This window comes from Gilliamella sp. Imp1-1, from assembly GCF_001690415.1.
Taxonomy (GTDB): Bacteria; Pseudomonadota; Gammaproteobacteria; order Enterobacterales; family Orbaceae; genus Gilliamella; species Gilliamella bombi.
This window is the reverse complement of sequence record NZ_LZHK01000006.1, coordinates 1-19,289: the sequence shown is the minus strand read 5'-3', so window position 1 is coordinate 19,289 and position 19,289 is coordinate 1. Positions and strand designations below refer to the sequence as shown.

Here is a 19,289-nt window from a genome sequence, read left to right as displayed (position 1 = left end):
GGTTACCGCATCATGTGCTTGATAGGCTTGATTAGGTTTTGAGTTTCTTTTTATCTCTCGACTTATTGTCGAAGGATGTCTATTGAGTAGCTGGGCTATCTCTTTTTTATTCTTTCCGGCTTGTAATAATACGAAAATCTGGTATCTTTCCTTCCTAGAAAGGTGATTATAATACATAGCAATCTCCAAACTGTGGTGGTGCGAAGGTGCTAGTATAAATCACCTTTCTACTTTCTTCACTCCACCGTGTTTAAAATTGCACTTCATGTTTGAATCCAGGTTTTTAATGAAATCAAGCGTTTATTCAATTTAAACAAGTAAATGCTTTAGCTTTCTATCTTCATCTTGCAAAATTCACTCATCTAGTTTACTTTACTGGCACACTGAAAATTAAATAAATGATTAGAGCGTAAACATGACGATATCATTTAAAGAGCAGCAACAGCAAATTAGCTTTGTTAAGCAATTTTTTGCTGATCAACTTGCCGAGCGTTTATCACTGATCGAAGTGCAAGCTCCGTTACTAAGTAAAGTTGGCGATGGTATTCAAGATAATCTGTCAGGTACCGAGCACGCAGTACAAGTTAAGGTAAAAGCAATACCTAATGCACAATATGAAGTGGTACATTCACTAGCTAAATGGAAACGTAAAATTTTGAGTGATCACCATTTCGAAGTTGGCGAAGGAATCTACACTAATATGAAAGCATTACGCCCAGACGAAGATCAACTTTCGCCAATTCATTCAGTTTATGTTGATCAGTGGGATTGGGAAAAAGTAATTCGCCCAGAAGATCGCAATTTAACTTATTTAAAACAAACGGTCGAAAATATTTATGCAGCCATTAAAGCGACCGAAAAAATCGTTTCACAGCAGTATCATCTTTCACAATTTTTACCCGAATCTATTACCTTTATCGATAGCGAGCAGTTATTAAAACGCTATCCAAATTTATCCCCAAAAGAGCGTGAAAACGCAATAACTAAAGAACTTGGGGCTGTGTTTTTAATTGGTATTGGCGGTAAATTATCAAATAATGAAAAGCACGATGCTCGTGCACCTGATTATGATGACTGGAGCAGTGAAAACGATTTAGGATCTAATGGCTTAAATGGCGATATTTTAGTGTGGAATCCAATTTTGCATAGAGCATTGGAAATTTCATCAATGGGGATTCGCGTCAATCCTGAAACATTAAAACGTCAATTAAAACTAACAAATGACGAAGATCGTTTAGAGCTTGCTTGGCATAAAGCATTAATTAATGGTGATTTGTTGCAAACCATTGGTGGTGGAATTGGGCAATCGCGTTTGGTTATGTTACTTTTACAACAAAAACACATTGGTCAAGTACAATCAAGCGTATGGAACGAAGACGTCAAAGCAAATTACAGCCATTTGCTCTAGTCACAAACATACAAATATAGGGCATTACGCCCTATTTTTCTGCAAAATTACAAATTAATTTTTGACGGGTAATTTACCTTCGGCTGGTGTTGATTCGGTTGGGGTGTTTGTTGATGGTTTTGCTTTACTGTTCTCAGTTTCCTCTTTTGTATTAGCTGACTGAGTTTGTGTTTGTGTTTGCGTTGCAAAACCATCCAAACGAACATAAACAATACGTTGTTGACCACGATCGCATGAACCAACAATTTTACCTTCGATTTGTTGTTCTGATTTATCAGATGGTTCAAGTTTTAACTGAAATTGTGAAGGTTCAACACCGTTATTTTTGATTTTTTCAGCAATATTAGCACTAATTTCATCACAATTTGAAGCTACTGCCAACATGGGTAAACTAAGTAAAAATACACCGATTAATTTTTTCATTTTCTTTCCCTTTTGACGGTTATTTGATTTTTGGATGCATTATAAAACTATCTATTAGTCTGTCTATCTTCTTTTAAGATGTACTTAAAAATAATCTGCTAGCTTAATTGCCAGTTTCAAAAAACTATCATTTTGTCGATAATATTAAAGTAAATCGATTAACTTGATTTATTCACTGTACAATTTGATAAGTATTTAACAAACCTGTTAATAACTAAATAACATTTTAATTATTAAATATTTTTTTAGCTGATTAAATATTAATCTGTACAATTTTCGATTTAATTTGATAACAAAAAAATCTTTTTTGCAATTCTTGTTGAAATTTACTATCAACTCCAACAACAAAAATGCTATCCCAAAAGCAATAATTTAAACGCAACTAATTACCTGTTACATAATGCTCTTAATAAATTATAGAGCAGTAAAAAAGGCAATTAACCCAAAAATTACGCCTGGTGAATTAGCAATTGCTAGTGGCCAATCTTTCTTTTCTTGTAGCAGGCCATAACAGACCCAAAGCGAGCAGTTAATGGAAGCGGCTAATGGTTGAATTGGATTTGTTTTCAATCCATGCAAATTATCGATGATTTGTGGAATATAAGAAACATACATCCCTAATGACGCCACTGTAGCGATAATACCCAAAATACGAAAAGCCTTAGATGAAAGATGCAAAATAGTCTCCTAATATCGTTTATGGTTTTCACCTGATGCTTGTAATTATAACGATTCAGAATAGTGGCAGTAAACTAACATATTTGGTTCAATGGTAAAGTAAAATAAAAAAAAGGTAAGTAATTAGCCAATTTTTGATTAAGCCATAATGTTATTTATAAGTGATTTTACATTTATTCATAATGTTATAAAAATTTGTCATTTGTTAGCATTGCGTTACAAAAGCAAATAACAAGAAAAAACTAATTTCAATAATTGGTTAAAAGGTGATATTTTGCTCAATTGCCTATTGAGCTTTTTTGAGTGTGGTTTATTTGCGGATAATTAAAAAAGGGGGCTTAAGATATTTATTCACTTTATGACTTAATAACTACTGAATAAACCTGTTGATAACTACGTAACAACATGATTATTAACGTATTTATTGAAAAGATTAAATATTAAACGACCATAAAATTAATTTTATTTTATCTAAAAAAGCAAGTATTTTTATCATTTTTTTGAGATTATTTGCTGTTCAAAATGCCCATAACTTAATCTAATTGTCCCTAAGTTATCACCAAAGTCAGTCCCTTGCGATACCGTTACACCTTTTGATAACAGTTGGTTAAGTAAGGCTAATTCCTGCGCTACCGTTTTTACAGGTAAATGCGCATATAAATGAAAGCCACCTAGTGGAGGTTGATAAGTAATCTCACCACCGAAATAGCAATCCAACCAATACATTAACTGCTCTGCTCTGCTTTGTAACGTTTCCCGTAGCTGTTGTTGATGGACAGTGTGATGATGCTGTAGATATTCTTGAGCTAATAATTGCGGCAATATACTTAACCCCGAATCAATGTGTTGCCGAATATTGGACAGATTTTTGATAATATTACGCGGTGCTACCATCCACCCAATACGGATATTTCCCCCTATATATTTTGATAGCGATCCTAAATAGATAACTTGATTATGCTGATCCCATTTTTTTATGGGCAATACTGGCAAATTAGGTTTAAACGCTAAACTGCTATAGGCATCATCCTCAACAATACCAATACATTGCGAACGGCAAAATGCAAGAATTTCCTGTTTTCGTTTATTACTCATAACAAAGCCCATTGGGTTTTGAAATATAGGATTCAAAAATAACCATTTTATTTGATGTTGTTGTACGCAATTTGCTAGGCTTTCAAGAGTAATACCTTCATTATCACATTCAATACCATATAAACGTAATCCAGCAGCCTGAAACAAAGGTAAGGAGTAAAAATAGGAAGGAGATTCAATTCCAACTGTATCACCTGGCTTAAGTAAACCCTGTGTAATAAGAAATAACGACTGTTGCGTGCCGGATGTAATTAAAATTTCGTTAATATCAACTTGCATAGAAAACTGCGTTTGCATGTAAGTTGCAATTTGAGCTTTAAGCGATGGTAAACCTAATTGTAATGCATCGCTGTTTTTTTCATGCATAATCAATTCATTTAACGAGGTATTAGGTAGCTGTAGTTTGGGAATTAAATTGGTTGGCAAATCACCATTAGCCAGATCGCAAATATGCACTTGTTGCGCACGTACTTGTGCCACTTTTTGTTGATAAAATGATTTATTATCTCGATAAAAATGGGCAGGTAAACGCCAATTGATCGATGAATAAGTTTGTACGCCCCATTTTTTATTATTGACATAAGTACCACTGCCTCGACGTCGAATTAGTATGTTTCGTTCAGTCAACAGCTCCAATGCATGTACTACAGTTGAGCGGTTAATCTGTAACATTTTGGCTAGATCCCTTTCTGAAGGTAACCTTTCGCCAGCAATCAAAATTCCTTGCTCAATATAATATTCAATTAAGTGAGTCAATTGTTGAAAAAGTGATCCTTCAAATTGAGTTAGTTTTTGTTTTTGCCACATATTTTATTTTTAAATACTTGTTTTTTTTAGAAAATACATTAAAAATCAAATAAAATCAATAGTCTACCTGAACGATTTTTATAGTAACACCAATAAACCTAAAATTGGATGGTTTTATTATAGTCCAATTGGCTGTTTCGTCTAACTGTTTCTTTTTGAATAATACTTTTCAAACAAGGCCAATTTTCAACTAGGAGTAAAAAATGAATCAAATTACAGGAACACAGACCGTTAAACGTGGTATGGCACAAATGCAAAAAGGTGGCGTAATCATGGATGTTGTTAATGCTGAACAAGCTAAAATTGCCGAACAAGCTGGTGCAGTTGCGGTAATGGCTTTAGAGAGAGTACCGTCAGATATTCGAGCTGCTGGTGGTGTCGCTCGAATGGCAGATCCTACTATTGTTGAACAAGTCATGAATGCAGTTAGTATACCGGTCATGGCTAAGGCACGTATTGGCCACATTGTTGAAGCACGTATTTTAGAATCAATGGGGGTTGATTATATTGACGAAAGCGAAGTACTAACCCCAGCCGATGAACAGTACCATCTTCTAAAAGATGAATTTACCGTGCCTTTTGTTTGTGGCTGTCGTGATTTAGGTGAAGCACTACGTCGAATTGGTGAAGGAACATCAATGTTACGTACCAAAGGCGAACCAGGAACAGGGAATATTGTTGAAGCTGTTCGCCATATGCGTAAAGTAAATGAGCAAATCCGTTTGGTCACAGGAAAATCAAAAGATGAGCTAATGACTTTTGCTAAAGAAATTGGCGCATCTTATGAGCTTGTATTACAAGTAAAACAACTAGGTAAGTTACCAGTTGTAAATTTTGCCGCTGGCGGCGTTGCTACCCCCGCCGATGCGGCACTTATGATGCAATTGGGTGCCGATGGTGTTTTTGTTGGATCGGGCATTTTTAAATCTCAAAATCCAGAAAAGTTTGCCAAAGCCATTGTGCAAGCTACTACTTATTTTGATGATTATCCACGATTAGCCGAATTATCAAAAGGATTAGGCGAAGCCATGAAAGGCATTGAAATCAGCACACTTGCTCAATCAGAAAGAATGCAAGATCGAGGTTGGTAATGGCAAAATCATCCAAAATAAGCAATGTTAAGTACATTGGTGTGCTCAACTTACAAGGAGCAGTTAGTGAGCATATTTCGATGCTAAATAGTATCGATAATGTACAATCAATACTAGTTCAGAAACCCGAACAATTAGCTAATTTAGATGGTTTAATCATTCCCGGCGGAGAGTCGACCACAATTAGTCGATTAGTTAAACAAAATGGGCTTTTAACGCCCATTCAACAATTTGCCAAACAAGGAAAAGGAATCTTAGGTACTTGTGCTGGACTAGTGCTCTGTGGCAAAACGACAACTCATAACGAGGTCGAATTATTAGATTTGATGGATATTTGCGTTGAACGCAATGGTTTTGGTCGGCAAATTAACAGCTTTGAAACAATGTTAGAGATACCAAATATTGGTGAGCAAATTCCAGCAGTATTTATTCGTGCGCCTTATATAGCCAAAGCCGGTGAGCAAGTCAATCAGCTAGCTTTTATTGATAATCATTGTGTGATGGCACAGCAAGATAATATTTTGGTTTGCTCATTTCACCCCGAACTAACCGCCGATAATCGAATTATGCGTTACTTTGTTGAAAAATGTTGTAATTAATTGATTAATATTTATTTTATGTTATTGATAATGGATTATTAATGACTAGCTTAAGTGTTCTATAAAATTTTTGAACACAGCTAATAACCATAGCCAGCTATTCTGTCAGTAGACATCTATTGCTCTCGTCTGAGGGCTTTTTTAATTTATATGGCACCTACTCAGCGGTAAGCCTAGCCAGGCGAGGGACATTCAGAAACATATTTTTCTAAACCGCCTACTCGGCGGTAAACGGAACAGTATTAACTAAGTGTTTAATCATTATTTTCTAAACCGCCTACTCGGCGGTAAACTTTGCTGTTGTTGTTCGGGTGAAATAGTGTTATTTCTAAACCGCCTACTCGGCGGTAAACTAGAATCCGATATACTATAAATCTTGTTTCGCAAAAGACAAATAGGATTTTTGCTTTTAAAAACCCTTTTTTTAGAACTTTTTTAGTGTGTTGTTTTTATTCTATTTTATTTATTATTAAAAAAAAGGGTTAGCACAAGTTTGATCTTTTCAAAATGAGTGAAATTATCTGTTCAAAAATTCATTTCTTAACTCACCATCCAAATTATTTAAAATTTTCAAACTTTCACTAATAACCATTTGGCTTTAACAACTAAGATTAAATATGAGTATTAATATGAATTAATACAAATAAATCGCTTTAGTTTGCCGCTTCAAGCCGATAACTGTTATAATCTTTGCTATTATTTTCAATGTTGGATCACCTACTATGTATATCATCTACGGTATCAAAAACTGCAACACGATGAAAAAAGCTTTTACTTGGCTTGATGATCATCATGTAAGCTATCAATTTCATAATTATAAAACCGATGGGCTTTCAGAAGAGCTATTGGATGCTTTTTTACAATTGATTGATTGGCAAAGCTTGCTCAATACACGGGGTACTACTTGGCGTAAGTTAGATGAATCTGTTCGTGCTGAGGTTAATAATACTCAAACAGCTAAAAAGATTATGTTAGCCAATCCATCTATTTTAAAACGCCCTTTACTTATCGATGGAAAGCGTGCATTGTTGGGCTTTTCAGAGGAACTTTATTCACAATTTATTTTGCAATCTAAATAAAAAATCGAGACCACTATGACTGAACCTGTTATTGCACTGACTCAAGCACTCATCGCCGAAAAATCAATAAGTCCTGACGATAAAAATTGTCAAAAAATGATTATTGAACAGCTAAAACCGCTCGGTTTTACTATTGAAGAAGTTAATATTGGAAAGACCAAAAATTTATGGGCTTATCATGGCAAGGCTAACAGCAAAACCTTAATGTTTGCTGGACATACCGATGTCGTACCAGCTGGTGATGAAAGCAAATGGCTTTATCCTCCTTTTTCGCCAACCATTGATGAACAAGGCGTGCTTTATGGACGTGGTGCATCTGACATGAAAAGTGGCGTTGCTGCCATGGTTTGTGCGGCTGAAGATTTTGTTAAGCAACATCCAAATCACGCTGGGCGAGTAGCTTTTTTAATTACATCAGACGAAGAGGCCGATGCAACCGATGGCACTGTTAAGGTTGTCGATTTGCTAATGAAGCGTCAAGAACGTGTTGATTATTGTATTGTGGGCGAACCGTCAAGCGATGCTGTACTTGGCGATCAAATTAAAAACGGTCGCCGTGGTTCACTAACAGCTAATTTAATTGTGCATGGTATTCAAGGTCATGTGGCTTATCCTCACCTTGCCGATAACCCTGTCCATCGTTTTGCACCTGCATTAAATGAATTGGTTAGCACAGTTTGGGATAAAGGCAATCAGTATTTTCCTCAAACAACTATGCAAATTGCCAATATTAATGGCGGTACAGGTGCTGAAAACGTTGTGCCAGGTGATCTAAGTGTGCAATTTAACTTTCGCTATAGTAGTGAATTAACTGATACGATAATTAAAGCGCGCGTTGAGCAGATTTTACAAAAACATAATTTGAACTATACGTTATCTTGGCGATTATCAGGACATCCTTTTTTAACACCACAAGGCGATTTAACTAACGCTGCTGCAAGTGCTATTAAGGAATTTACCAACATTGATACCAAGCTATCGACCAGCGGCGGTACTTCAGATGGACGCTTTATTGCTAAGATGGGCTGTCAAGTGATCGAACTAGGTGTATTAAATAAGACTATTCACAAAGTCAACGAAAACGCCAACTGCAAAGATATAATTACCTTAACTGCAATTTATTACCGCATATTGGAAAAATTACTGTTGGTATAATTGTGGCACAATTGTTGTTGACCTAGCAACTATAACTTGGCGATTGCGATTTTAACCTAAGAGGAAGTACGATGGAGTGGCTTAAAGATTACTGGTGGATAATTGTGGTTATTTTAATTGGGATTTTTATTAATACCATTAAGGCGCTGAATCGACTAAGTTATAAAGCGTATCTTGAAAAAAAGAAAGGGATAAAACCTATCCCTTATCAAGATGATGACGACGATTGGTCATCAACAAATTCGGCGAAGAAAAAATAACTCTCTGCTTAACGAAAGTCTTGGCTACTACTGTCAAATAAGGCTTGATGACGGTAGCGATCAACCCACATTGCCGTTGCGCCACATACCGCAATAGGCATAATAATTAAATTAAGCAATGGCACCATGGTAAAAAAGCTGACTATCATACCAAAAGTTAAGTTATCTACCCGATCTTGCTTGAGTAATTCACGCATACGGTGAAAAGTAATTTTGTGGTTATCAAAGGCATAATCAGCATATTGGATATTAATTTGCCAAGCGGTAAATAAAAACCAAACCACTGGCGTTACTGATTGCCCAATAACAGGAATAAAATAAGTTAGCAGTATCGGAATTGCCCATAATAAATAGTTAAGTAGTTTTTGTAGTTCACGTTTAAAAATACGAGGAAGATCCTTAATAAGACTTATCCACGACATATCTGCTGAGGGGTTCTCCGTTAACTGTGCTTCAACCTGTTCAGCTAACAAGCCATTAAACGGAGCTGCTATGATATTGGTTACCGTACTAAAGAAATAACAAAACAAAACAACCAATGCTAAAATAACAATAAAAACAATAATATATCCAAGCCAATGTAACCAACTTGGCATATACGACACTCCCCAATCAACCATGCCCGAGATAGCCGTAAAGAACCAATAAAATAATGCTGACATAATCACAACATTGGCAATTAATGGTAAAAAAACAAATCGCTTAATACCTGGACTAAACGCCAATGACCAACCTTTAAAAAAATACTCAATACCTGTCGTGGGTTGATTTTTTGGATTTTGAGTTTGTTTTTTTGAATGGCGATGTTGTGCTTGGTTTTCTAATTTATTTTGCGTCACATTCGATTCCTTTTTAATTAAAACGAATTATGTTAAAACTAGTTAGGTAAAAATTAAGTTGAACTTAAACATAATAACTATTGTAAACATAGCCCTTGGTAACCTGCAATGATAATCAGCTATCTTTATTATTGGTTTTTTCGTCAAAAAGCACATTATTGCCATTATTTACTAACTATGAATCGCTAACTTGAATTGCTAACCATGTTTTGATCTCTTGCTTGATGGTTTGCATTAATGCATTTTTTCCTGCAAGTTGATATGAACTAATGAGCAAAGATTGGTTGTTTTTGCTTTTTATTAGTGCTGATAACACAGGCAATGTTAGTTGTTGCTGTGGTTGCGATTGTTGATGCGTTTGATTATAGCGAACTAATCGACACAGTGTGGCATAAGTGGCTTCAAACGGTCGATGATAGTAAGCAAACCCATTTAGTTCATCAAAATCGTAGGCGTCTAAATCTTGTGTTAATTGTGACTTATCTTTACTCTCAATCATCTCAGTAAATGGTAAATCAATAATATCTTTGAGCCAATAAACATTACGCTGTAATTTTTGTTTTAATTTAATGGTTAGATTTCGCCCTGAATCGGTTAATGGCCTTAGCGCCATAACTGAATAACTACCACTATTTGCCTGTTTATGACTACTGACATGCACCAAAACAAACCCACAAGCAATCCAGAATTGGTAATTAGACGGGGTATAAGCAAAGCTAACCGATAAAAAGTCGATATTCTGAGCTTTGGCATCTTTAAAGATAGTTTGCACAAGTTGCCTTGCTATATTTTGTCGCCGATAGGCACTAATAACCGCAATACGATTAATCCGAATTGAGCGCAATTTAGCCGCCTGCTGCTCACCTGCATGGGCGACTAACGACTGTGCGACCAAATTACCTTTTGGTCGACGTGTACCTTGCCACACTTCGGTTATTAAACTATCTGGCAAGTTACCTTCAACAACAGTGAGTGCGGCAGCTATTTGATTATGGTTAGCTGTTGCTTGCCAAATTGTCAAATTTTGCGCATCAAACAAGCGTCTTAAATCAACTAACGTAGTTTGGTAATGTGCTATTTTCAATAAATAAAATATCGATCTTAATATATCAACATTATTACGTTCAACTTTTGAATTTTGGATTGATGATGAGCTTACATCAAAATAATCGCTTTTTGTTAATAAACCATTAAGTAACAATCGATCACTAAATTGCTCTAGCATATCGCCTGCCTGCCAGCGGATGGGGCTAAATAGCTCAAAATATTGATATGCTTTATTTGATAACAATTTCAACAAAAAGCCCTGTCCTGTACCCTCATACCCATCAGCAGTCGTTGTTAATAATACTCGAGTGTTATTTGCTTTAGCTAGTTTTAACAATTTTTCCAGCATGGGAAGTGGGATAATGGCAGCTTCATCAATAATTAAATAATCGGCAACAGTAATACATGATTGAGCAATTAATTCATCTGGGGCAAAAAATGGGGTATCGGGCTTAGCAAAAGCAAAAAAGGTGGTCAGTGCTGATTTATTTGGTGCTGTCACAATACAACGTTGGTAATGGCTAAATAACCCAGCTAGTGCCGATTTACCGCGTCCACGTTTAGCGACTAATACGTTAATAGGCTTAGTGCTATTTAATAATTGTTTTAAAGTTGCTTGTTGCTCGGCTAAATCACAAACGTTATCAATAATAACTTCAGGCAGGGATATCTTGGAGGATATAACCTGTTTTGATGAAATTTTAGGATAAATTGATAAACCAAATTCAGTTAAAGTCTGTATTAAATGTGCAACGAAATTAGGCACATTAATGGGCATTTGGCTTTCGTTCCAACGTAAGCTATCTTGATCATGCCAAGTAGACAGATTTTTAGGCAATAATAAAACCAATATACTACCTTTAACTAACGTGCCAACAAGCATAGCAAAGGCATCAAGATTAAATCCTACCGTTGCATCAAAAATAGCATGTCGATACTGCTGCCCTAACAACTGTTTAGTTTGATTGGGCGGTATTACATCAGAAATTAATGTATTGGGTAAATAACTAGAAAGTTCGGAGTGAGATGTAACCGTTAACCAATCACCTGAGTAATGACAAATAGTCTGGCTAAGTTGCTCGAATAACTGTGTGGCTTCACCCTGTAACACCCATAGCGTTCTTGTGCTGTTGGGATACTTGTGCATAGGTTAACTTTTTCCAATTAACAACGACAAAATACCTGCAGCAATCAGAGGACCAACAGGAATACCTTTGAAAAAAGCCACACCAATTAGCGTACCAATAATTAAGCCATTAATAATCGTGGGGTGTGCACCAATGAGAGATATACCTCGGGTACCAAGCCACGATACTAAAATTCCAACAAAAATAGCTAATATAGATTGCCAAGTGGTAAATGATTTAGCAATATCGCCTATTTTTAACGAGCCATCAGCTAAAGGCACCATCATTGCGGAAGTTAAAATAACAATACCAATTGTTAAGCCATATTGATTTAAAAACGGAAAATAAGTGGCAAGCGGAGTTAATTTAAACAGTAACAATAACAGCACTGCAAATGTCACGGTGTTATTATGTGTTAAATAACACAGTGCCGCTAACCCCAAAAGTAGAAAAAAAGAGATATCAAACTGTGCAAACATTACAAAGGAACACCAATTCGTTTTGCTACTTCTTCATAGGCTTCAATCACACCGCCCAAACCTTGGCGAAAGCGATCTTTGTCCATTTTTTTCATTGTCTCTTTTTCCCACAAACGACAACCATCAGGAGAAAACTCATCACCCAAAGTGATTTCGCCTTTAAATAATCCAAATTCGAGTTTGTAATCAACCAATATTAGTCCTGCTTTATCAAACAAATCAGTCAAAATCGTGTTAATTTTAAAGCTAAGTTCTTTCATTCTAGCAAGTTGATCATCGCTAGCCCAACCGAAAGCCTTGCAGTGTGATTCATTAACCATTGGATCATGCAATGCATCGTTTTTTAGAAATAATTCAAACGTAGGAGGATTTAAAACTTTACCTTCTTCAACCCCTAAACGTTTAACTAAAGAACCCGCGGCTCGATTACGTACCACACACTCAACAGGTACCATTTGCAACTTTTTAACTAGCACTTCATTGTCAGATAATAAGGCTTCAACTTGAGTTGGAATGCCAGCTTCACGCAATTTGCTCATAATAAAATAGTTAAATTTATTATTAACCATTCCTTTACGATCTAACTGTTCAATACGCAATCCGTCAAACGCCGATGTATCATTACGAAACTCAAGAATTAATAAATCAGAGTTTTCGGTGGTATATACTGTTTTAGCTTTACCACGATAAAGCTCAGCCAACTTTTTCATGTTTATAACCTTATATCAATTGCCAATAAATAATTAAGGAGCTATTCGCTCCTTAAATTCCAAACTTACTCTTGATTTGCACCGCTTACGGCTGTTGCTGTTTTTTTACCTTCGGTATTTTCTTTTTCAGCCTCTTTATCTTGTGCTTTTCGTGGTACAGCCCGAACTGAATCAGGTGCAACATCATCCATTATGTCATTGAATAAACTTACAACATAGCGTTGCACTTCAATTGGTTGCGAAATTAAATCTTCAGTACCACGGGTTAATGAGGTGATTGAAATGGTGATTGTTTCAGTATCGCCAACCAAGTTTCGTGTCATTGAATAAGTGGCTTCAACGGCTCGATTTTCGTCTGCACGCACCATAAAGGCTTTATTGGTTTTAATGCTGTTATTATCACGGCTAGCGATAAAGATATTTTTTTTATTTAGACTATTAGGAATACGATCCCAGACATTATTGCTTAATGGCACATTAAAAGTGACCGAACCGTTATTATAAATCGCAAATGCATCTTGAATAGTTGGGATCGGTAAAATTGGTGGCCTAATATCAAGTTTTTTACCTAATTCGCCTTTAACCTCAGTTTTAACAACATAAAAATCGCCACTTTCCGCAGGCACCGAAACACCTTCAGGAATAATTAACGGTTTTAACGTAGGTGATTTAAGGTAATCTTCATTACCTTCAACTTCACGCTTATAATTTTGATCACTACCACAGCCAACAAGAAATAAAGAAGTCACAACGGTTAAAACAGCTGTTTTTTTAATGACGTTACCTTTAAATAAGGTTAAGTTTAATGTTCTGTTTAATGTGCTATTTAACATAAATATCTGCTTTTAAAATTAAAGGTTATATTACAATAAATTCGCGTCTTTTAACGCTTGTTCAACCGCAGGAATTGACGATGTGCTCAATGAGACCATTGGTAATCTAATTGTTGCATTTTGCGTTAAACCTAATCTTGCACAAGCCCACTTAGCTGGTGTTGGGTTGGGTTCAATGAACAAATTGTGATGCAAAGCCATTAAAGTATCGTTTAAATTGCGGGCTTCTTGAATTTGATTATTAGCCACAAGCTTACACACAGTCGCAACCGCCTTAGCTGCAACATTAGCTGTAACAGAAATAACGCCATCGCCACCTAAAATCATAAAATCTAAAAAGGTTGAATCATCACCACTCAATAATTTAAAATCAGGTCCAACCAATTTTCGAGTAGGATAAACTCTTGAAAGATCGCCTGTTGCATCTTTTAATGCAACAATATTTTTGATTTTAGCTAACCGACCAACAGTTTCAGGCTTGATATCACTACTCGTACGGCCTGGTACATTATATAAAATCTGTGGCAACTCCGTACTTTCGGCAATAGCTTTAAAGTGCTGATACATACCTTCTTGTGTCGGTTTATTATAATAAGGTGCAACCGTTAAACAGCCTACGACGCCAATATTTTCGACCTTACTGGTTAATTCTATAGCCTCCTTCGTTGCGTTTGCGCCTGTGCCAGCAATAATGGCAATGCGCCCATCAGCATAGTCAATTGTTCTTTTAATTACATCAATATGCTCATGGTGATCAAGTGTTGCTGACTCGCCTGTTGTACCAACCGAAACAATACCCGATGTTCCATTTGCAATATGATATTCGACCAATTTTTTTAAGCTTACGTGGTCAACGTTTCCTTTTGTATCCATGGGAGTAACAAGTGCGACCAGACTTCCTGTAAACATAAAATGACCTCTCACATAATTGGTTTATAACACAACGTAAAGAATAAAAATCTGCGGATAAGTATGCGATATTTCTAGACTAAATTCAACTTTTGTTATACAGGATTATCAATATCGACAAAAATAACCTCAACACCGTAACAGCTCGCTAACCATTCACCCAATTTTTTAATACCGTAACGTTCGGTAGCATGGTGTCCAGCAGCATAAAAATTAATACCATATTCACGTGCAATGTGGATAGTGCGTTCAGACACTTCGCCAGTAAAAAAAGCATCCACTCCCATTAATGCTGCTTGTTCAATATAATCTTGCCCTCCACCACTACACCATGCAATACGATTAATAACTTGCGGAGCATTATCTCCACAAAATAGTACTTGTTGTTGGTTATTGTGTAATACTTGCTCAAGTTGGTGTTTAAATTGTAAAGCGGTAAGTGGCGTGTTTAATGTACCAGTAAAAAGCAGATCGGTAATGTCATTGCGTTTATCGACTGAAATACCCAACAAGTTAGCCAGTTCAATATTGTTGCCCAAAACAGGATGACCATCTAATGGCAAGTGATAACCATATAAATTAATATCGTTAGTTAACAGTTTTTTAATCCTTTGATATTTAATACCTGTAATGGTTTGTGGTTCACTCTTCCAAAAATAACCATGATGTACCAGAACTGCGTCAGCTTTTAATTCAACCGCCTTATCTAACAATAACTGGCAAGCAGTCACTCCTGTAACAATTTTATTCACTTGCTTGCGCCCCTGCACTTGCAATCCATTTGGCGCATAGTCACGATAACAACTAATTTGTAGCTCGTTATTAATAATTTGTTCTAATTCAAAGTTGTGCATTATTCGCTCAGTTTTAATATTGTTTAATAATAATTGATGATTATAATCACTTTAACCAATAATCGCACCTACTCATTCGTTTAATGTAATTTGAATAAAACTACTGTATTGGCTTTTTACAAAGATTAACAAATTGAATACAAACTCTTGTAGCCAATACTAGGCGAACTAGTTAAAAGCTGGCATAATAGCACTTTTTTTGATAGATAAGAAAAATTAACGTGCCGAACGCCAAATTATGTGAACGCTTTCGAGGGTTCTATCCTGTTGTAATTGATATTGAAACATCAGGATTCGATCCAAAACTCAACGCTATTTTAGAAATCGCCGCTATCACTTTAAAAATGACCTCTGATGGCTGGTTAGAGCCTGATCAATCCTTACAATTTAATGTCGAACCATTTAGCAGTGCAATTTTAGAACCATCAGCCCTTGCTTTTAATGGCATCGATCCTGATAATCCACTTCGTGGTTCTGTTAACGAAAAGCATGCCTTAGAGGAAATTTTTAAAATGGTTAGATCTGGCATAAAAGCTAGTGAATGTACTCGAGCAGTGATTGTTGCTCATAACGCACACTTTGATCATAGTTTTTTAATGGCGGCTGCTGAACGCACAGGCATAAAACGCAACCCATTCCACCCATTTGCTACCTTTGACACTGCGTCACTCAGTGGTTTGGTTTTTGGCCAAACAGTGCTCGCCAAAGCCTGTCAAGCAGCGCAAATCACATTCGATCATAAGCAAGCTCACAGTGCGCTATATGATACACAAAAAACGGCAATACTTTTTTGTAAAATTGTTAATCGACTTAAATCACTTGGAGGATGGCCTTTGGCAGTTACAGATTCTGATGTAGATACAAAAATCGAAAAAGATTTAGATAATAAACAACAATATGAACAGTAACAATTTCAAAAGTAAACAGTATTAATTTACAAAAATAAAAAAGCGCGCCTATTTTGCGCGCTTAATTTACCATACTGCATTAAATTAGGATTTATACTTTTCCGCAGTTTGCTTAATAAGCGTTTGCAGTTCGCCTGTTTGAAACATCTCTAACATAATATCACAGCCACCTACTAATTCGCCTTCAACCCATAATTGTGGAAACGTTGGCCAATTAGCGAATTTAGGTAATTCGGCACGAATATCAGGGTTTTGTAAAATATCAACGTAAGCAAACGCTTCACCACATTGCGACAAAACCTGCACCGCCTGAGCCGAAAAACCACAGCTTGGCAATTTTGGCGAACCTTTCATATATAAAATAATCGGGTTATCGGCAATTTGTTTTTTGATTTTGTCGAGTGTTGTCATTTCAGTCGTCATGCGATTTCCTTGGTAATTTATTGTAATAATGCGAGCTATTTTAACGTACAATTTTGCTTGTTCCTACTGGTATCTTATAACCAAGCTACTTAATGGGGATTTTTAGAGCAAATTATGGAGGCGTTATTTTTTTAAAACAATTAAAATAAAAATAATAAAACCAACCTAATCCCTGACGTTTTTTTGCTGGAAAAAGTGGGTTTTACTGGATTTACCTTTGTAAGACTCCTCTTTGTCGGTTCGTGCGCCACCTGCTTACACAGAAAGCGCTTACTTTAATTCGTTATCTTTAATTAACCTATCACTCTAGGATTAAGAACTAAGTGCTAAGGAGTTGTACAAATTCCATACGAGGAGAAACTTGGAAAAAGACCCATCACGCTACCATTTCCATTTACAACGAATGAATCATCACCTGTCCAGTACTCTCCGAAGCGGTTGAAGTTTGTATCACGGTAACCGGCCAACAGCCCCCATTCCGCAAAAAATCCTGCCCCTATTCGGCGCTGATAATGATTACCTGTTGATGATGGCGTAGCACCGACAGCTCCATTACATCGCCTATCTGAATTCAAACCAAAACACACAGCATTAGTCAGATCCTTTACCTGTGGTATACGATATCCTAACCCCCTACACCAATCGTCTTGCTCAAAAGAATACGCTCCTTGATCTCCTCTGTGAACAAACCACTTTTGTAATACAAATGCATATCTTACTATCTCATTACCGCTTCTATCTCTCCCCACTAATACGAATTCCCAAGGTAACCTTGGTACAGTAATTCGACGCGGATAAGGATTATACCATTGAAATCTAGCCTCTGGCCCCTTTAGAGTAACACGTGTTACCATTTCTTTAGTCCATCTATCGTTTGTCATTGTCTTTTTTACGGTGACGGTTATTCCATCATGCGTGACTGGTGTCCATGTCAATTGATCTGGATCAACTCCCTTTATCGCTAAATCAAAAAATAATCCATCAGCCCCTGTGGTTGGAAAATTAGATTTTGGATCTGATTGAATGGGAAATCCCTCTTTTACATTCCATGCGTCAATAGGGCCTGCATATTGATCTGTACCCCAATCCTTATTTGGCCTTACATAACTAATAGCTGGTATAAAAGGTTCATCTGGTAATGGTTCTGATGGTAATATTATGGCATCACTACGATAATTATTCGCTCGACCACTTGTGCTAGCCAATGCCTCTAAACTCCATAAATAGGGCAATAATAACAGCCCCAACACCAACAAAATTTTTCGGAACAACTTCGATGATGAGTTGAGAGATAATTTGGAAAATATAAATGAGTTTCGTGCAAAAACTCGTCGGATAAAATTATTTGATAAATTTAAGGCATAGGTTTGCCAGTGCCTTGTACCTAAAATAATAATGCATTTTATTTCGCCTGTCAAGTAATTATTTGTTTTATTTATATTTTTATAATCATTAGCTTATTTAATAAGCATGTTTTCCTATAACGATAGAAGTATAACCATTTAAAAAATAGTTGGCTAGTTTTTTAGCGAATTTTTTGTAAAGAAATGTAAAGATGAAAACAATTCAGCCTTAGATAGGAATAAATTTTCAATAAAAATATAAAGTTATATTTATGATAATTTAGATTTTGTGGGATTATTAATATAGGTAATAACGTTTGAGTTAGTAAATTTTTATGCTTTCTTCCACTTTAATCATTTTATCCATAATATTCTCCTCGTCCCAAATTGGACAGAAGTTGCCTCAAAAATATAAATAAAAATCATAAGAGAAAATACTTAAGTCAGAAATTTGAGTGTCAAATTCAAACAACAAACAGCAAATTATTCGTTATCTGATGCTCATCTTTCTATCAGCAAACTTACTAACACCTAGGCAGGATAAATTAACAAAAAACTTAAAGACATTGAGTCTGCATCATAATGCAAAGGACATAATAATACTCAATAGTACATGGGTAACTGATACAACTTATATTAAAACAGATAAAGATGGTTATATTTTCCCATAATTATCGATTTATATAGACAAACAGTAATGACTAGTCAAACTTGTTATCACATATGTTATGTTTTTAGCAAAATTATATTATACAAAATTTTATGCCTTTCAATTGAAAGAAGCACCTACTTTATTTTCTTTAACTTAATGTAATAATGCGATTATTCCTACAATTAGCTAAATAAAGTGAATAACCGCAATCAATTATCACTAGTGATTTATGGACTTATTATTAATTTTTTGTGTTATGAATGTAGTAAAAAATTTCATCGCTTTTAAAATAAGAAGAATAAAAAAATAAATGACGAAAGGGAATACAAATATATAACTCCTGGATTCAAACATGAAGTGCAATTTTAAACACGGTGGAGTGAAGAAAGTAGAAAGGTGATTTATACTAGCACCTTCGCACCACCACAGTTTGGAGATTGCTATGTATTATAATCACCTTTCTAGGAAGGAAAGATACCAGATTTTCGTATTATTACAAGCCGGAAAGAATAAAAAAGAGATAGCCCAGCTACTCAATAGACATCCTTCGACAATAAGTCGAGAGATAAA

General features: G+C 35.7%; 21 protein-coding genes. 8 read left to right on the top strand and 13 right to left on the bottom strand.

What is annotated here, in order from left to right:
* Positions 1 to 177, bottom strand: a 177-nt coding sequence (locus tag A9G38_RS12680; RefSeq protein WP_141670989.1) for a helix-turn-helix domain-containing protein, incomplete at its 3' end; no start/stop codon positions are given.
* 238 nt (positions 178 to 415) lie between these two features.
* On the opposite strand from A9G38_RS12680, the gene asnA reads away from it, so the two are divergent.
* Positions 416 to 1,408: an aspartate--ammonia ligase gene (gene asnA, locus A9G38_RS00865; protein WP_034914238.1), complete on the top strand. Its 993-nt coding sequence runs from the start codon at positions 416 to 418 to the stop codon at positions 1,406 to 1,408.
* 54 nt (positions 1,409 to 1,462) lie between these two features.
* On the opposite strand, the gene A9G38_RS00860 is transcribed toward asnA, so the two are convergent.
* The 3 genes from A9G38_RS00860 to A9G38_RS00850 all read right to left on the bottom strand — a co-directional run bounded on the left by A9G38_RS00860 (position 1,463) and on the right by A9G38_RS00850 (position 4,411).
* Positions 1,463 to 1,831 carry a DUF1161 domain-containing protein gene (locus A9G38_RS00860; protein WP_051634289.1) on the bottom strand — a complete coding sequence of 123 codons (369 nt, stop codon included), beginning with the start codon at positions 1,829 to 1,831 and terminating at the stop codon, positions 1,463 to 1,465.
* A gap of 414 nt (positions 1,832 to 2,245) precedes the next feature.
* On the bottom strand, positions 2,246 to 2,509 hold the full coding sequence (locus A9G38_RS00855; RefSeq protein WP_034914233.1) for a SemiSWEET family transporter: 264 nt from the start codon (positions 2,507 to 2,509) through the stop codon (positions 2,246 to 2,248).
* Positions 2,510 to 3,001: 492 nt separating this feature from the next.
* Entirely contained in the window at positions 3,002 to 4,411 is a 1,410-nt protein-coding gene (locus A9G38_RS00850) for an aminotransferase-like domain-containing protein (RefSeq protein ID WP_051634288.1), read from the bottom strand.
* Between the two features lie 203 nt (positions 4,412 to 4,614).
* Between A9G38_RS00850 and pdxS the strand changes: the two genes are divergently transcribed.
* From pdxS to A9G38_RS00825, 5 genes are all read left to right on the top strand, one after another.
* Positions 4,615 to 5,502: a pyridoxal 5'-phosphate synthase lyase subunit PdxS gene (gene pdxS, locus A9G38_RS00845; protein WP_034914230.1), complete on the top strand. Its 888-nt coding sequence runs from the start codon at positions 4,615 to 4,617 to the stop codon at positions 5,500 to 5,502.
* Entirely contained in the window at positions 5,502 to 6,101 is a 600-nt protein-coding gene (pdxT, locus tag A9G38_RS00840) for a pyridoxal 5'-phosphate synthase glutaminase subunit PdxT (RefSeq protein WP_051634287.1), read from the top strand. Before pdxS ends, pdxT begins: the two co-directional genes overlap by 1 nt.
* Before the next feature lie 722 nt (positions 6,102 to 6,823).
* On the top strand, positions 6,824 to 7,180 hold the full coding sequence (locus A9G38_RS00835; RefSeq protein WP_034914226.1) for an ArsC family reductase: 357 nt from the start codon (positions 6,824 to 6,826) through the stop codon (positions 7,178 to 7,180).
* 15 nt (positions 7,181 to 7,195) lie between these two features.
* Complete coding sequence (gene dapE, locus A9G38_RS00830; protein WP_034914222.1) at positions 7,196 to 8,335, top strand: succinyl-diaminopimelate desuccinylase; 1,140 nt, start codon at positions 7,196 to 7,198, stop codon at positions 8,333 to 8,335.
* Positions 8,336 to 8,406: 71 nt separating this feature from the next.
* Positions 8,407 to 8,595 carry a YpfN family protein gene (locus A9G38_RS00825; RefSeq protein ID WP_034914219.1) on the top strand — a complete coding sequence of 63 codons (189 nt, stop codon included), beginning with the start codon at positions 8,407 to 8,409 and terminating at the stop codon, positions 8,593 to 8,595.
* An 8-nt stretch (positions 8,596 to 8,603) separates the two neighbouring features.
* On the opposite strand, the gene cysZ is transcribed toward A9G38_RS00825, so the two are convergent.
* The 7 genes from cysZ to A9G38_RS00790 form a co-directional block, all read right to left on the bottom strand.
* Positions 8,604 to 9,434: a sulfate transporter CysZ gene (cysZ, locus tag A9G38_RS00820; protein ID WP_080702369.1), complete on the bottom strand. Its 831-nt coding sequence runs from the start codon at positions 9,432 to 9,434 to the stop codon at positions 8,604 to 8,606.
* A 175-nt stretch (positions 9,435 to 9,609) separates the two neighbouring features.
* Positions 9,610 to 11,628, bottom strand: a complete 2,019-nt coding sequence (locus tag A9G38_RS00815) for a tRNA(Met) cytidine acetyltransferase TmcA (protein WP_080702368.1) — start codon at positions 11,626 to 11,628, stop codon at positions 9,610 to 9,612.
* Between the two features lie 3 nt (positions 11,629 to 11,631).
* On the bottom strand, positions 11,632 to 12,087 hold the full coding sequence (locus A9G38_RS00810; RefSeq protein ID WP_034914215.1) for a DUF441 domain-containing protein: 456 nt from the start codon (positions 12,085 to 12,087) through the stop codon (positions 11,632 to 11,634).
* A complete protein-coding gene (gene purC, locus A9G38_RS00805; protein WP_034914211.1) occupies positions 12,087 to 12,797 on the bottom strand; it encodes a phosphoribosylaminoimidazolesuccinocarboxamide synthase in 711 nt (236 codons plus the stop codon). Before purC ends, A9G38_RS00810 begins: the two co-directional genes overlap by 1 nt.
* A 65-nt stretch (positions 12,798 to 12,862) precedes the next feature.
* Positions 12,863 to 13,630: an outer membrane protein assembly factor BamC gene (bamC, locus tag A9G38_RS00800; protein WP_034914207.1), complete on the bottom strand. Its 768-nt coding sequence runs from the start codon at positions 13,628 to 13,630 to the stop codon at positions 12,863 to 12,865.
* 30 nt (positions 13,631 to 13,660) lie between these two features.
* Positions 13,661 to 14,539: a 4-hydroxy-tetrahydrodipicolinate synthase gene (gene dapA, locus A9G38_RS00795; protein ID WP_034914204.1), complete on the bottom strand. Its 879-nt coding sequence runs from the start codon at positions 14,537 to 14,539 to the stop codon at positions 13,661 to 13,663.
* Positions 14,540 to 14,634: 95 nt separating this feature from the next.
* Entirely contained in the window at positions 14,635 to 15,393 is a 759-nt protein-coding gene (locus tag A9G38_RS00790; protein WP_034914199.1) for a Nif3-like dinuclear metal center hexameric protein, read from the bottom strand.
* Positions 15,394 to 15,614: 221 nt separating this feature from the next.
* On the opposite strand from A9G38_RS00790, the gene rnt reads away from it, so the two are divergent.
* Positions 15,615 to 16,301 carry a ribonuclease T gene (rnt, locus tag A9G38_RS00785; protein ID WP_202961578.1) on the top strand — a complete coding sequence of 229 codons (687 nt, stop codon included), beginning with the start codon at positions 15,615 to 15,617 and terminating at the stop codon, positions 16,299 to 16,301.
* Between the two features lie 84 nt (positions 16,302 to 16,385).
* On the opposite strand, the gene A9G38_RS00780 is transcribed toward rnt, so the two are convergent.
* On the bottom strand, positions 16,386 to 16,712 hold the full coding sequence (locus A9G38_RS00780) for a Grx4 family monothiol glutaredoxin (protein WP_034914241.1): 327 nt from the start codon (positions 16,710 to 16,712) through the stop codon (positions 16,386 to 16,388).
* A gap of 338 nt (positions 16,713 to 17,050) precedes the next feature.
* Positions 17,051 to 18,142, bottom strand: coding sequence for a hypothetical protein (locus A9G38_RS00775; protein WP_141671667.1), 1,092 nt, complete (start codon positions 18,140 to 18,142; stop codon positions 17,051 to 17,053).
* Positions 18,143 to 19,161: 1,019 nt separating this feature from the next.
* On the opposite strand from A9G38_RS00775, the gene A9G38_RS12675 reads away from it, so the two are divergent.
* A partial coding sequence (locus A9G38_RS12675) for a helix-turn-helix domain-containing protein (RefSeq protein ID WP_141671666.1) occupies positions 19,162 to 19,289 on the top strand: 128 nt, incomplete at its 3' end.